The sequence below is a fragment of the Streptococcus parasanguinis genome, assembly GCF_015557775.1.
GTDB lineage: Bacteria > Bacillota > Bacilli > Lactobacillales > Streptococcaceae > Streptococcus > Streptococcus parasanguinis_AA.
Genome location: NZ_JADNOY010000002.1, coordinates 274,565 through 289,522, shown reverse-complemented (window position 1 = coordinate 289,522; position 14,958 = coordinate 274,565). Strand labels below are relative to the sequence as shown.

Sequence of the window (14,958 nt, the reverse complement as noted above, 5' to 3'; positions counted from 1 at the left end):
TGCTTCTCTGACTTTTCCAGTCTATCTTTTACTTACAGGCAAATTTATGATATAATGATAATTAATTGTATCGAATCAGGTCCACTGGTTGCTAGTAGGAAACTCTAGTGATTGCACTCCTCCGTAGCTAACAAATAGACCGAAATAATGAAAGGAAAATTACTTCATGATTTACAAAGTTTTTTATCAGGAAACTAAAAACCGCAACCCTCGTCGTGAAACCACGCATGCACTTTATCTCGATATTGATGCACCAAATGAACGCGAAGGACGCATCCAAGCTCGTCAATTGGTTGAAGCAAACACAGATTTCAACATTGAATTTATCACACCACTTTCTGAGCAACACCTTGCTTACGAGAAAGAGTCAGGTGCTTTTGAACTAACGGAGTACTAATCCATGGCTTATACCTTAAAACCTGAAGAAGTTGGTGTATTTGCCATTGGTGGACTTGGAGAAATCGGAAAAAATACCTACGGGATCGAATACCAAGATGAAATCATCATTGTCGATGCTGGGATCAAATTTCCAGAAGATGACCTCCTTGGGATCGACTATGTAATCCCAGATTACTCTTATATCGTTGACAATATCGATCGCGTCAAGGCGGTCCTCATTACCCACGGGCACGAAGACCACATCGGTGGGATTCCTTTCCTTTTGAAGCAAGCCAATGTCCCTATCTACGCTGGACCTTTGGCACTTGCCTTGATCCGTGGAAAATTAGAAGAGCACGGCCTTCTTCGTGATGCCAAACTCTACGAAATCAACCAAAACACTGAGCTTCAATTTAAAAATCTTAAAGCAACCTTCTTCCGTACGACTCACTCGATTCCAGAACCTTTGGGAATTGTGATTCACACCCCTCAAGGAAAGATTGTCTGTACCGGAGACTTCAAGTTTGACTTTACACCTGTTGGTGAACCAGCTGACCTCCATCGCATGGCAGCCCTTGGAGAAGAAGGCGTTCTCTGCCTACTCTCAGACTCAACCAACGCAGAAGTCCCAACCTTTACCAACTCTGAAAAAGTGGTTGGCCAATCCATCATGAAGATCATCGAAGGCATCCACGGGCGCATCATCTTTGCTTCCTTTGCTTCGAATATCTTCCGTCTCCAACAAGCTGCCGAGGCAGCTGTCAAGACAGGTCGTAAGATCGTTGTCTTTGGACGCTCGATGGAAAAAGCCATCGTCAATGGAATCGAGCTTGGCTATATCAAGGTCCCTGCTGGAACCATTATCGAGCCAAATGAGATCAAAGACTATGCGGCCAATGAAATCCTGATCATGTGTACAGGAAGCCAAGGAGAGCCAATGGCAGCCCTCTCTCGGATTGCCAACGGAACGCACCGCCAAGTGCAACTCCAACCAGGAGATACCGTGATCTTCTCTTCTAGTCCGATTCCTGGAAATACAACCAGTGTGAATAAATTGATCAATACGATTTCTGAAGCGGGTGTCGATGTCATTCACGGGAAGATCAACAACATCCATACTTCTGGACACGGGGGGCAACAAGAACAAAAACTCATGCTCCGCTTGATCAAACCAAAATACTTCATGCCTGTCCATGGTGAATACCGGATGCAGAAGATCCACGCAGGACTTGCGCGTGATTGTGGAGTAGAAAAAGACAATATCTTCATCATGAGTAATGGTGATGTCCTCGCTCTTACAGCTAACTCTGCTCGGATCGCAGGAAGCTTCAATGCTCAAGATATCTATGTCGATGGAAACCGCATCGGGGAAATCGGGGCTGCTGTTCTTCGTGACCGGAGAGACCTTTCCGAAGACGGTGTTGTGCTTGCTGTTGCGACTGTTGACTTCAAATCGAAGATGATCCTGGCTGGACCAGACATCTTGAGCCGTGGTTTCATCTACATGCGTGAATCAGGAGATCTGATTCGTGAAAGCCAACGCATTCTCTTCAATGCTATTCGTATCGCCTTGAAGAACAAAGATGCCAATATCCAAACTGTCAATGGTGCGATTGTCAATGCCCTTCGCCCATTCTTATACGAGAGCACGGAACGTGAACCTATCATTATTCCTATGATTCTCACACCAGATGACGAAAATTAACAAAACAACCAGTTGAGACCATTGTTTCAACTGGTTTTATGGTGTCTTTTTGAGAATCAAAAAGAGAGTGGGACAGAAATCGGTAATTCGTTAGAATTCGATTTCGTCGTCCCACCTCCGCACAGTTGAGTAGGGCTGTAAAAGCTGATGAAATCAGTGTAGTAGAGCCCACTCAATCACTGCGTCTTGCTCGACAATCCAAAAATAATTGAGAGGCTAGGACTTTTGTCCTAGCCTCTTTACTCTTGTTTCTTAATAAAGATCTAAATAGTTGTCTACTTCCCATTGGGATACGAAGGTCGCATAGCTTGCCCATTCGATTCGTTTGGCTTCAAGGAAGCTGGTGTAGATGTGTTCACCCAAGGCAGCTTTCACCACTTCGTCTTCTGTCAAGGCTTTCAAGGCATTGTGAAGGGTAGAAGGGAGATCTGTGATTCCAGCTGCTCTACGTTCTTCTGGTGTCATCACATAGATATTTTCTTCGATCGGAGCAGGTGCTTCGATTTTATTTTCAATCCCGTGAAGGCCGACTTCAAGCAAGACAGCCAAGGCTACATAAGGATTGGCCATTGGGTCTACGGAACGCAATTCCAAACGAGTTCCCATCCCACGTGAGGCTGGTACACGTACCAATGGGGAACGGTTGCGACCTGCCCAAGCGATATAAACAGGTGCTTCATATCCAGGAACCAAACGTTTATAAGAGTTGACGGTTGGGTTGGTCACGGCTGTAAAGTTGTAGGCATGCTTGATCAAACCACCCAAGAAGTGATAAGCAGTTTCTGACAATTGCATTCCACGTGGATCTTCTGGATCAAAGAAGGCATTGTTGCCATCTTGGTCAAAGAGAGACATATTACAGTGCATACCTGATCCGGCAATTCCAAATTTTGGTTTGGCCATAAAGGTTGCATACAAACCGTGTTTACGAGCGATGGTCTTCACAACGAGTTTAAAGATTTGAATCTTATCACAAGCGCGGAGCACTTCATCATATTTGAAGTCGATTTCATGCTGACCAACGGCTACTTCGTGGTGGCTGGCTTCTACTTCAAAGCCCATCTTGGTCAAGACATTTACGATTTCACGATGAGTGTTATCTGCAAGGTCTGTTGGAGCCAAGTCAAAATAGCCACCTTTGTCGTTTACTTCAAGAGTTGGATCTCCATTTTCGTCCAACTTAAAGAGGAAGAATTCTGGTTCTGGACCAAGGTTAAAGGATTTGAATCCAAGTTCTTCCATATGACGAAGGGCACGTTTCAAGTTGCCACGTGGGTCCCCTGCAAATGGTTCTCCTTCTGTCGTATAGACATCACAGATCAAGCCAGCTACGCTACCATTTTCATCTCCCCAAGGAAAGACTGTCCATGTATCCAAATCTGGGTAAAGATACATATCTGACTCGTTGATACGGACAAATCCTTCGATAGAAGAACCATCAAACATGGCTTTGTTTGAAAGAACCTTGTCCAGTTGCTCATCGGTAGCTGGAATTTCGACGTTCTTCATGGTTCCCAAAATATCAGAGAACATCAAGCGAATAAAAGTAACATTTTTTTCTTTTACTTCACGGCGAATATCTGCAGCAGTAATTGACATTTTTGTCTCCTTAAAATAGATTACAAGCTTATGAAATGATCAACGAAATTGACCATATGGCGATGGGGAAGATGTGAAGCGACTTTGCTGAAGAATGTCACGATGAAGAGCCTTACGGATCTCTTCTTGACTGACAACCTTGGTTTGCTCTTGCTCTTTTTCCGCATATTTCTTCTTAATATCCGCAATATTGAAGCCATCTGAGATATAATCTTTGATCTCAAGCAAGCGGTCCATATCGTCCAACGAATACATGCGGCGATTGCCTTCTGTCCGGTCAGGAGAAATCAATCCCTGATCTTCATAATAACGAATCTGGCGAGCTGTCAAGTCGGTCAGCTTCATAACACTGCCAATCGGAAAGACTGCCAGCGAGCGTCGTAATTCCTTTTCCTTCATACCATTCCTCTTTCTATTCTATTATATCGAAAAAAAAATCTATGTCAAGATTAAATGTTACATAATCTTACATAGGTTTTTTGTGTTTCTTGAGAAAATCGCGAATGCGATCCACATCCGAATTGACCAAAATCGCAACGAAAACACCAATAAAGGTCTCAAATATTCGGGCAAAAACATACAAGAAGGTTTCTCCGTTAGGAATTGAGAGGGTAATGATCAGCATTGCCGAAACTCCTCCGATAATTCCTGCTTTATTATTCATAGCGACATTTGTCATAATGGTTAACATAGTCGCAATGGGTACAAAAATTAGAGTCACCCAATACGCCCCATGAAAGAGCATTTTTAAAAGGAAGAACAATACGGCATAAAAACCTCCGATGCTGTTGCCCATGACACGCGAAGCCCCGAAGTGGACACTCTTATCAAAGTCTTCCCTCAAACTAAAAACAGCTGTCAACGTCCCGATCTGAAGGCCTCGCCAGCCAAATATTCCAAAAATAAGTAGTACAATAAAAACGGCAATCCCTGTTTTAAAGGTTCTCATCCCCAAACGGAATTTGGACCAATCAAATTTGTGTCGTTTAAAGTAATCCATGGTCACCTATCTTTCTATTTCTATTATTCTACCATATTTTCAGAAAGGAGAGAACAAATATCAATAGAAAGAAAAAAGAGTGTGGGACAGAAATCGGTAATTCGTTAGAATTCGATTTCGTCGTCCCACCTCCGCACAGTTGAGTAGAGCTGTAAAAGCTGATGAAATCAACGTAGTAAAGCCCACTCAACCACTGCGTCTTGCTCGACAATCCAAAAATAATTGAGAGGCTAGGACTTTTGTCCCAGCCTCTTTCATTCTATTTAGATTATTTGTCTGTAAGAGCAGCCAATCCTGGAAGTTCTTTCCCTTCAAGGAGTTCCATAGAAGCACCACCACCAGTAGAGATCCATGAGAATTTGTCTGCACGGCCAAGGTTGATCGCAGCAGCAGCTGAGTCACCACCACCGATGATTGATTTAACGCCTGGTTGTTTCACGATAGCGTCCATCACACCGATTGTACCAGCTTGGAAGTCAGGGTTTTCAAATACACCCATAGGTCCGTTCCATACAACTGTTTTCGCACCAGTCAATTCTTGGTCGAATTTAGCGATTGATTTAGGACCGATATCCAAACCAAGGAAACCTGGGTCTACTGCTTCACCTTCAGTGTCTTTCACTTCAGTGTAGTCAGCAAATGCGTTCGCTTCTTTTGAGTCAACTGGCAAGATCAATTTGCCGTTTGATTTTTCAAGAAGAGCTTTCGCCACATCCAATTTGTCTTCTTCTACAAGTGAGTTACCGATTTCGATACCTTGTGCTTTGTAGAATGTGTAAGTCATCCCACCACCGATAAGAACTTTATCAGCTTTTTCAAGCAAGTTTTCGATAACACCGATCTTGTCAGATACTTTAGATCCACCAAGGATAGCTACGAATGGACGTTCTGGAGCTTCAACTGCTTCTTTGATGTAAGCAATTTCGTTTTCAAGAAGGAATCCAGCAACAGCTTTATCAACGTTTGCAGAGATACCAACGTTAGATGCGTGTGCACGGTGAGCAGTACCAAATGCATCGTTTACGAAGATACCATCTCCAAGTGATGCCCAGTATTTACCAAGTTCAGGATCGTTTTTAGATTCTTTCTTGCCGTCAACATCTTCGAAACGAGTGTTTTCAACCAAGAGAACTTGTCCATCTTCAAGAGCGTTAACAGCTGCTTCCAATTCAGCACCACGTGTAACACCTGGGATAAATTTCACTTCTTGACCTAATTTAGCAGCCAAGTCAGCAGCTACAGGAGCAAGTGATTTACCTTCTTTATCTGCTTCTTCTTTTACACGTCCAAGGTGAGAGAAGAGGATTGCACGTCCACCTTGTTCAAGGATGTACTTGATAGTTGGAAGAGCTGCAGTGATACGGTTATCGTTAGTGATCACGCCATCTTTTACAGGAACGTTGAAGTCAACACGAACGAGAACTTTTTTCCCTTTCAAGTCAACGTCTTTAACAGTCAATTTTGCCATTAGATATGACTCCTTCTTTTTTTAATACATGATAATTATATCACAAAAGCTGTAAAAGAGGTAGAAAAATCCAATGCTTTTCCCCTCTAATTCGCAGGATCCGAACGACACTTCTAGATACAAGATCAAACCTCTCTAGTTTTCACCAGAGAGGTTTTTTTGAGAGTGACTTTTTAAGTGAACGAAAGAATCCTGTAAAAGACTTACTCTTCTTTCTTCTTACCAGCCAAGAGGAAGCCGCCTAAGGCTGCTAGGAGAACAGCTTCAGCTGCAAAGGAAGCTTCTAGGCTTGCCGTATTTGGTAAGTGTTCCGATTGACTTTCTTTGCTGGCATCTTTTGTTTCTTGCTGAACTGTTGGCTGTGCGTTCCCCCCTTGGTGGGCACTTAACAACTGATGGATCTCTTGATCAACCATATCCTTGTGTTTTTCCTCTTGATGACCCGCTTGAGTAGAAGTCGTTGGGGCCAACTGATCCACTTGAGAAGACTCTGTAGGCTTCAATGGATTAGCTGGATCCGGAGTCACTGGGGCAGCTGATTGGACTGGTTGATTTGGTTGAGCTGGTTGAACAGGCTGATCAGGTTTAGCCGGTTCCTCTGGTTGGATCGGTTGATCTGGTCCTTCCGTTTGTGCTGGCTTATAGACAATCGCATAGTGAGTAAAGTGAGGAGCTGTAAAGATGACTACATCTCCAACTCTCTCAAAGGCCAAGGATTGAGGAGCTTGACCTTCTGGGAAGAAGAGAACTTGCTCCACTTCTTTATCCTTATCCACAGGGATTTTCACAAGGGATGGATGGTGGGTATCGATATCTTGACCGCTTGCATCCACGCCTTCAATATCAAATACGATTCCTTCTCGGCCCTTCAGCTCTTCTTTTTCTACCTGATTGGCTTCAACTTTTGCGACTTTTAGTCCTTTGACAACGGTTGGCTCTAAGTTGGAGAATTGAACTTCGACTCCAGTCGCAGGGTCTACAAAGACCGCTGGCTTGTCTTCTTTCAGGAGCGCAATCAAGGTCTCTAGACCTGTCTTAGCCGTTTCAAGCGCTTCAGGAGTGAGCTCTGAAGAAGCTAGGAGCTCTTTATTTTTCTCCAGGAGTGCCTGTAAAGCTTCACCAGAAGGGTGATTTGGCTTGCTTGCTAATAGAGCAGTCGCTTCTGTTGTTAGGGCAGAGAGAGCTTCTTTCTCTTTGACTAGATTAGCTTGACCATCCAAGGCTTTCAAGAGAGCGGTCAATTGGTTCAACTGCTCATTGACTTGATCTTGTGTGCTGGTATCATGCTCTTTCAAGACTTTTTCAGAAGCAGCCATTCCAGCTAGCAAGGCTTCTTTGACTTCTGGAGTGGCAAATGTAAAGTCTACTTTGGCTTTTGCAGCTTCAGCTTCAGCCAATTTTTGCTTGAGGTATTCATCGTTGAGAGCTGGTTTTGGATTCACGAGGACATCAAAGCTTGTGCTAGCTCCTTTGTAATGGACAGTGATGGTTTGGCGACCTTCCTTAGTCGTATCAAAACCAGTCACTTCCACCCCTTCATCTGTCAAGGCATGTGTTTCGGTCGTTTCATCTTCAAAGACGACTGTAAAGCGTCCGCCTTCTTTCTCCAATGCTTCTCCGACAATATATTCCACTTTTGGTTTGTCGGTCAATTCTAGACCAGCAACTGCTTTTTCACCTGCTTCTTCTGCACTGACCACAAAAACAGTGAGAGTCTTATCCAATTTCTGACCAAGGTAAGAGACTTCTAGATGTTGTTCTCCCAGCTTGCTACTGTCAAATCCATGAATCTCTATACCTGAGTTGGTGAGGTTGACCAGTTGATCTGCTTGGCCATCTTTATAATGAACGCGGAGAGTTGCCCCTTTCAAGGAAAGGGCATCACCTTCCCGGTAGACCTTCTTAGTCAATCCATCTTCAAATTGAAGTCCTGCAATTTCTTTATCATTCTTTGGAACTTCGATCGCCAAAACATTACTGATATCTTTACCAGGAACTTGTGCGCGATAGTAAAGAAGAGACGGGGTTGATTCAAAAGCGAGTGGTTTAAAGATGAGATTTCCAGCTTGATCGGCTGTCATGGTCGCAATTGGACTAGTGGCTTCTTTATCGGCATAAAGAGTCAGAGTAGTATGAGCCGGAACATCTTTGAAGCCGACTTGGACAAAATGATTACCCAGATTTTGCGCTGCAGCATGTTTCATCGGGATGTTGACCGTTTCCGTATCCAGACTTTCATACATCTTCCAGTTGTAAATCCGGATGGCTTGCCATGGGGTGCCGTTATCGGCTGTAATGACATGGAGACGCCAGTCTTGAGCCTTGATCGGATGATCAAGTGTAATGTCAGATACATGGGCTTTATTGCCACGAACTTCCTTGGCTAATTTCCACTCACCGGCTTCGTCCTTGTAGTAAAGGTCGAAGTCACGGGTATTCATCTTGCTATCATCGACAGATTCTCCACCAGCACCAGCATGGTCCATGACCCAACGAACAATGGTCCGAGGTTGTGTCAAGCGGATATCGACGGTTCCACTCAATTGAGCAGAAGACCATTTATCTGAAAGACTGGTAATGGTCCCATTTAACATCCCCTCGATGCCTTCACTACCATCCGCATCTGGGAAGCTCGAACCGATCACTTTGGCTCCGATGACCACGTTTGGTGCTAGGGCTTTTGGAAGACTGGTATCTGACACGGTCATACCCCAATCAAAGGCCACAGTTCCTGCATCTGAACGTTGGCCGTTCTTCCCAACTGCCACAACCTTGAGGTCCTGAGTCGTTCCTTCAGCACTTGCTGAACGGCTAACTTTTGGTAGATAGACGGTTGTTGCAGAAGACCCTGTTAAGAGACGCCAGTTGTCGCCATCTTTTTCATAGACTTCATAATAATCCGCATCTGCTACCCCTTTAAAATTGAGAACTGCTTCTGCTTCTTGCGCATTTTGTAGGCGTTTTGCTCGAACGGTTACTTCTGCTGGAGTAGCTGGTTTCTCTTGGTTCGACGTAATCGACAATTGGCCAAGATTAAATTTGTAGTCTTTGACATCCGTATCATGGTCAAAGAACATCTTCACAGCATAAATGGTTTTGCCAGCCAAACTTCCCAAATCAAAGGTTTGAGTAGACCAATCCGCACTCGGTGTCAATTCTTTCCATTCGTATTCAGAGTAGTCTTCTTTTGTGGCAACAGCTATCCAGGCAGCTGCTCCGACCCCACCTTTATGACTGACGCTTAATTTTGTCGTTTCTGTCACAGGGATCTTGGTCGAATAGAGCATGACATTTTGACTGCTATTGGCTTTTAAATCTCCTTCAAAGGCTAGAGAATTTCCTCCATTGTAGGCTTGATCAAAATCATAGCGACCTTTTAATGGTGTACTATCTTCACTATGCTCTACCCACCAACGCCAGGTTGGAAGGTAGCCTGAAACAGAACGGTAGTTCCACTCCCCTTCTTTAGAAATCTTGCCATCGACAAACCAGTGTTTTCCGTGACCAGTATTGAAGGAAGTATTGAAATTTTCACTAGTGATTGGGGTTTTGTCCACAACCAAATTAGACATTCCATACCAAGATTGGTCTGCTGGTTTTCCTTTAGTCGGATCTCCTTGGAAACCTGTCCAGAATAGATCTTCATGGGTATGGTAACCTTCACCAGTCTTTCCTAGACCTGTAATGGTATCTGGTGCATAAAGACCAAGAGATAGACGCAACTTTCCATGTTCATCTAAAATGGCATTCCAGTCTACATTAGTCTTATAAGAGCCTCCTTTTTGGAGCTCGAGTCCAGCTAGAACATCATAAGGATTCCGATGAATCCATTTGGCTGTACTGATGGAATAATCCACTTCTGATTTACCCCAGTTAAAGTTGGCAAAGAAGGTATCAACTGGGTTTTCCCCATTTTCTGGCTGCATGAAATTGTAGTTGTATTCCCCCAGCGCATTTTCATGGTAACGGCCATATTCATAGGTCATAGCATCGTACCAGGAATACTTAATCGGATAGTTGAGACTCTTCGCATATTCTTTGGTATAAAGAAGAAAATCTCTCAATTTTGGACCCAATGGTTCTACAAGATTTCCAGTCGTTTCTTGGTTGATAAAGTAACCATCAAAGCCATAGTACTTGGCAAGTTCGACTAATTTACGGGCGATCGGGAAAGTTTTAGAGCCTTCACTATCTTCTTTTAAGGTTTCTGCAAAATGTTCTTGATCCTTGATGCTGCTAGACCAGTTATAAAAGATTGTTCCATAAATAGGAACCCCATTTCGGTGGGCAGCATCGATCACATCTGCTGATGGAACCAGCCCTTCCCAAAAGACCATGGAATCCAAATATTGCCAGTAATCAAAAGCATAGGCTTTAAACTCTTCCCCGCCGACAGACGCATGATCCTTTGCTTTGGAGTTCATATTTGACAGTGCTTGGATCTTCGCTTCAGGGTTGGCTTGTTCATTAATTTGTTTTCCTTGGAAACGACTCGCAAGTGGGACGCTTGCTCTGTTCATATCGTCATCCACTCGTTTTCCTGGTTCCCACTTCAAGAGATCATCCCAGGTATCGAACATAACTTCTTTGGGCCTTAATTGTTTTTCTTCATTGGTTGGTAAATCGGCCACTTTTTCAGCAGTAGCTTTCGGTTTTTCAGTCTCTGAAACAGCTGGAGTATCTGTAGTTGTCGAGCTAGCTTCTGTACTTGTAGGACTAGCCTCCGGAGCGACCGCTTCTGCGACTGGTTTTTCCGTTTCTGCAGCAGGCAAGGCCGCATCTGCAGTATAGACGCCAGCTTCTCTCACTAGATGATTGACATCTTCTGTCGCTACTGAAGATGTTTCTAAGGGTTGTTCACTAGTAGAAACTGTCTCATCTGCAGAGACAGCTCCTGTTCCTAAAAATGCTAACCCAATCAATGCGGAGCAAACTCCCACACTGAATTTTCGTATACTAAATCGTTCTTTCTTTTCAAATAGATGACCTTTCATCTTGACCTCCTTGTATGGTTTTTTTCTTTTTCTTGAGCGATTTCCATTGGCTCCTTTCTCTACGAACTGTAATCGCTTTCATTTTCTTGTATTAGAAATCTCCAATCAAGAATAGGATACCCTAATCTATTTAGCACTGTCAATCTATTTTGCCAATTCCTATAATATGATGAGAAAGCCCTAAAAAAAGTACAAAAAAAGAGGAGGTTTCCCTCCTCTCATCATACGCATGAATTATTTAGCAATTTTTGCGAAGTATTCAAGAGTACGAACAAGTTGTGCAGTGTAAGACATTTCGTTGTCATACCATGAAACAACTTTAACCAATTGTTTACCGTCAACGTCAATAACTTTAGTTTGAGTTGCGTCAAACAATGATCCGTAAGACATACCTACAACGTCTGAAGAAACGATTGGATCTTCAGTGTAACCGTATGATTCGTTTGAAGCTGCTTTCATAGCTGCGTTCACTTCATCAACAGTAACGTTCTTGTCAAGAACAACTACCAATTCAGTAACTGATCCAGTTGGAACAGGAACACGTTGTGCAGCTCCGTCCAATTTACCGTTCAATTCAGGGATAACCAAACCGATTGCTTTAGCAGCACCAGTTGAGTTAGGAACGATGTTAGCAGCACCAGCGCGTGCACGACGAAGGTCACCTTTACGGTGTGGACCGTCAAGGATCATTTGGTCACCAGTGTAAGCGTGGATAGTAGTCATCAATCCTTCAACAACACCGAAGTTATCTTGAAGAGCTTTAGCCATTGGAGCCAAGCAGTTTGTAGTACATGAAGCACCTGAGATAACTGTTTCAGTACCATCAAGAATATCGTGGTTAGTGTTAAATACGACTGTTTTAACATCTGATCCACCAGGAGCAGTGATAACAACTTTCTTAGCACCACCAGCATGCAAGTGTTTTTCAGCAGCTGCTTTAGTAGCAAAGAAACCAGTTGCTTCAAGAACGATTTCTACACCGTCGTTAGCCCAGTCGATTTGTTCTGGATCACGTTCAGCGGAAACTTTAATGAATTTACCGTTAACTTCGAATCCACCTTCTTTAACTTCCACAGTACCGTCGAAACGACCTTGAGTTGTATCGTATTTCAACAAGTGTGCAAGCATAACTGGATCTGTAAGGTCGTTGATGCGTGTAACTTCAACACCTTCTACGTTTTGGATACGACGGAAAGCAAGACGTCCGATACGACCGAAACCGTTAATACCAACTTTAACTACCATTCGTGATTTCCTCCTTATGAAAATCAAAAAAATTTTTTGTGAAAAGAGTAACTTGACACAGCGCCAAACATCTTTTAACAGTCTCTATTATATACTTTATTGCATTAAAAAGCAACTATTTCCCAACGAAAAGCAAGATTTATCATAGATCACCACCTCTTTTATTAAAGTTTTTCACAAAGTCTTGATCGATAGGAAAAGCGCTATTTTACTTGTACTCACTTTTGGAACAAAGAAAAACTCTTCCCACTTTGGGAAGAGTTTTTTTAGCTTTGGTAAATTAAGCTTCACCTTTAGCTTTTTTAATGATTTCTTCTTGTACTGATTTTGGTACATCTTCGTAGTGGTCAAATACCATCATGAAGGTACCACGTCCTTGAGTTGCAGAACGAAGGACAGTAGCGTAACCGAACATTTCAGCAAGTGGCACATAAGCACGAACGATTTGGCTTGCACCGTGTGCTTCCATACCATCTACACGTCCACGACGAGCAGTTACGTGACCCATAACATCCCCAAGGTTTTCTTCAGGAACTGTGATGGTTACAAGCATCATTGGTTCAAGGATAGCTGGTTGTGCAGTCTTAGCAGCTTCTTTAAGCGCAAGAGATGCAGCGATCTTGAAGGCAGTTTCAGATGAGTCGACATCGTGGTATGAACCATCGTAAAGCTTAGCTTTCACGTCAACCATTGGGTAACCAGCAAGAACACCGTTTGCCATAGATTCTTGAAGTCCTTTTTCTACTGCAGGGATGAATTCACGTGGAACCACACCACCGACGATAGCATTTTCGAACTCGAATCCTTTACCTTCTTCGTTTGGAGTAAATTCGATCCAAACATCACCAAACTGACCTTTACCACCAGATTGACGTTTGAAGAATCCACGTGCTTGTGTAGAAGCGCGGAATGTTTCACGGTAAGATACTTGAGGAGCACCAACGTTAGCTTCTACCTTGAATTCACGTTTCATACGGTCAACAAGGACATCCAAGTGCAACTCACCCATACCAGAGATAACTGTTTCACCAGTTTCAGGGTTTGTTTCAACGCGGAATGTTGGATCTTCTTCAGCCAATTTTTGAAGGGCGATACCCATCTTGTCTTGGTCTGCTTTAGATTTAGGCTCAACCATCAATTGGATAACTGGTTCTGGAACTTCGATTGATTCAAGGATGATTTTTGCTTTTTCATCTGTCAATGAGTCACCAGTTGTAGTATCTTTCAAACCAACGGCAGCAGCGATATCTCCAGAGTAAACTGTTTCGATTTCTTTACGAGTGTTGGCGTGCATTTGAAGGATACGTCCGATACGTTCACGTTTACCTTTAGAAGTGTTCAATACGTATGAACCTGAGTTCAAGACACCTGAGTAAACACGGAAGAATGTCAAACGACCTACGAATGGGTCAGTCATGATCTTGAAGGCAAGAGCTGCAAATGGCTCTTCATCAGATGCTGGACGTTCTTCTTCTTCGTCTGTATCTGGGTTTACACCCTTGATTGCAGGGATATCAAGTGGGCTTGGAAGGTAGTCAAGGACTGCATCCAACATCAATTGAACCCCTTTGTTCTTGAAGGCAGAACCACAAAGTACTGGGTAGAATTCAACGTTGATTGTAGCTTTACGGATACCAGCTTTCAATTCTTCGTTTGTGATTTCTTCCCCTTCAAGGTATTTCATCATCAAGTCTTCATCAGTTTCAGCAACTGCTTCAACCAATTTTTCACGGTATTCTTGAGCTTGTTCAAGGTATTCAGCTGGAATATCTTCTTCAAGGATATCTGTACCAAGGTCGTTAGTATAGATTTCAGCTTTCATCTTGATCAAGTCAATGATTCCGCGGAAGTCATCTTCAGCACCGATTGGCAATTGAATTGGGTGAGCGTTTGCTTGAAGACGGTCATGAAGTGTGCTTACTGAGTAAAGGAAGTCAGCACCGATTTTATCCATCTTGTTAGCGAATACGATACGTGGAACTCCGTATTCAGTTGCTTGACGCCAAACTGTTTCAGTTTGAGGCTCAACACCTGATTGTGAGTCAAGAACGGTTACAGCACCGTCCAAAACGCGGAGTGAACGTTGAACTTCGATAGTGAAGTCCACGTGTCCTGGTGTGTCGATGATGTTTACACGAGTGTCTTTCCATTGAGCTGTTGTAGCGGCAGATGTGATGGTGATACCACGTTCTTGCTCTTGCTCCATCCAGTCCATTTGTGACGCACCTTCGTGAGTTTCACCGATTTTGTGAATCTTACCAGTGTAGTAAAGGATACGCTCAGTTGTAGTTGTTTTACCAGCATCGACGTGAGCCATGATACCGATATTACGAGTTTTTTCAAGTGAAAATTCGCGTGCCATGAGGTTTGTTTCTCCTATATTTTTTATTTCTATATTCTATTATAACATGATTTAATAAAAACGGATAGGCAGGACCTACCCGTTCTCAGTGTTTTCATGCTAAGTTTTGGTTCCAACTTGTAAGAAGAGTTGAATTGGGTCCAAGAGCTGACGAAGCTTAATTGAACTCGGGCTAAAAGCTCAAGTTAACTGATTTGAACCCGAGCG

Annotated in this window: 9 protein-coding genes; 2 read left to right on the top strand and 7 right to left on the bottom strand. The window is 43.2% G+C overall.

What is annotated here, in order from left to right:
• Positions 1-166: 166 nt before the first annotated feature.
• Together I2F76_RS04330 and rnjA are read left to right on the top strand one after the other, a co-directional pair.
• Complete coding sequence (locus I2F76_RS04330; protein WP_195487297.1) at positions 167-397, top strand: DNA-directed RNA polymerase subunit epsilon; 231 nt, start codon at positions 167-169, stop codon at positions 395-397.
• A 3-nt stretch (positions 398-400) separates the two neighbouring features.
• Positions 401-2,083: a ribonuclease J1 gene (gene rnjA / locus I2F76_RS04325; RefSeq protein ID WP_003008868.1), complete on the top strand. Its 1,683-nt coding sequence runs from the start codon at positions 401-403 to the stop codon at positions 2,081-2,083.
• A 252-nt stretch (positions 2,084-2,335) separates the two neighbouring features.
• Here rnjA and glnA read toward each other — a convergent pair whose 3' ends face one another.
• The 7 genes from glnA to fusA form a co-directional block, all read right to left on the bottom strand.
• Positions 2,336-3,682, bottom strand: a complete 1,347-nt coding sequence (gene glnA / locus I2F76_RS04320) for a type I glutamate--ammonia ligase (protein WP_195487296.1) — start codon at positions 3,680-3,682, stop codon at positions 2,336-2,338.
• A 39-nt stretch (positions 3,683-3,721) separates the two neighbouring features.
• Positions 3,722-4,081, bottom strand: coding sequence for a MerR family transcriptional regulator (locus I2F76_RS04315; protein WP_003008872.1), 360 nt, complete (start codon positions 4,079-4,081; stop codon positions 3,722-3,724).
• 67 nt (positions 4,082-4,148) lie between these two features.
• On the bottom strand, positions 4,149-4,682 hold the full coding sequence (locus tag I2F76_RS04310) for an FUSC family protein (protein ID WP_195487295.1): 534 nt from the start codon (positions 4,680-4,682) through the stop codon (positions 4,149-4,151).
• Between the two features lie 268 nt (positions 4,683-4,950).
• A complete protein-coding gene (locus I2F76_RS04305) occupies positions 4,951-6,150 on the bottom strand; it encodes a phosphoglycerate kinase (protein ID WP_003008876.1) in 1,200 nt (399 codons plus the stop codon).
• Positions 6,151-6,353: 203 nt separating this feature from the next.
• Positions 6,354-11,144, bottom strand: a complete 4,791-nt coding sequence (locus I2F76_RS04300) for an endo-beta-N-acetylglucosaminidase (RefSeq protein ID WP_195487294.1) — start codon at positions 11,142-11,144, stop codon at positions 6,354-6,356.
• Positions 11,145-11,378: 234 nt separating this feature from the next.
• Positions 11,379-12,389, bottom strand: a complete 1,011-nt coding sequence (gene gap, locus I2F76_RS04295) for a type I glyceraldehyde-3-phosphate dehydrogenase (RefSeq protein WP_023919220.1) — start codon at positions 12,387-12,389, stop codon at positions 11,379-11,381.
• Between the two features lie 280 nt (positions 12,390-12,669).
• Positions 12,670-14,751 carry an elongation factor G gene (gene fusA, locus I2F76_RS04290; RefSeq protein ID WP_003003071.1) on the bottom strand — a complete coding sequence of 694 codons (2,082 nt, stop codon included), beginning with the start codon at positions 14,749-14,751 and terminating at the stop codon, positions 12,670-12,672.
• Positions 14,752-14,958: the final 207 nt, after the last annotated feature.

Excerpts from the sequence above, each read along its gene's own strand:
- I2F76_RS04330 (WP_195487297.1), top strand. The coding sequence starts at position 167 with ATGATTTACAAAGTTTTTTATCAGGAAACTAAAAACCGCAACCCTCGT.
- rnjA (WP_003008868.1), top strand. The coding sequence starts at position 401 with ATGGCTTATACCTTAAAACCTGAAGAAGTTGGTGTATTTGCCATTGGT.
- glnA (WP_195487296.1), bottom strand. The coding sequence starts at position 3,682 with ATGTCAATTACTGCTGCAGATATTCGCCGTGAAGTAAAAGAAAAAAAT.
- I2F76_RS04315 (WP_003008872.1), bottom strand. The coding sequence starts at position 4,081 with ATGAAGGAAAAGGAATTACGACGCTCGCTGGCAGTCTTTCCGATTGGC.
- I2F76_RS04310 (WP_195487295.1), bottom strand. The coding sequence starts at position 4,682 with ATGGATTACTTTAAACGACACAAATTTGATTGGTCCAAATTCCGTTTG.
- I2F76_RS04305 (WP_003008876.1), bottom strand. The coding sequence starts at position 6,150 with ATGGCAAAATTGACTGTTAAAGACGTTGACTTGAAAGGGAAAAAAGTT.
- I2F76_RS04300 (WP_195487294.1), bottom strand. The coding sequence starts at position 11,144 with ATGAAAGGTCATCTATTTGAAAAGAAAGAACGATTTAGTATACGAAAA.
- gap (WP_023919220.1), bottom strand. The coding sequence starts at position 12,389 with ATGGTAGTTAAAGTTGGTATTAACGGTTTCGGTCGTATCGGACGTCTT.
- fusA (WP_003003071.1), bottom strand. The coding sequence starts at position 14,751 with ATGGCACGCGAATTTTCACTTGAAAAAACTCGTAATATCGGTATCATG.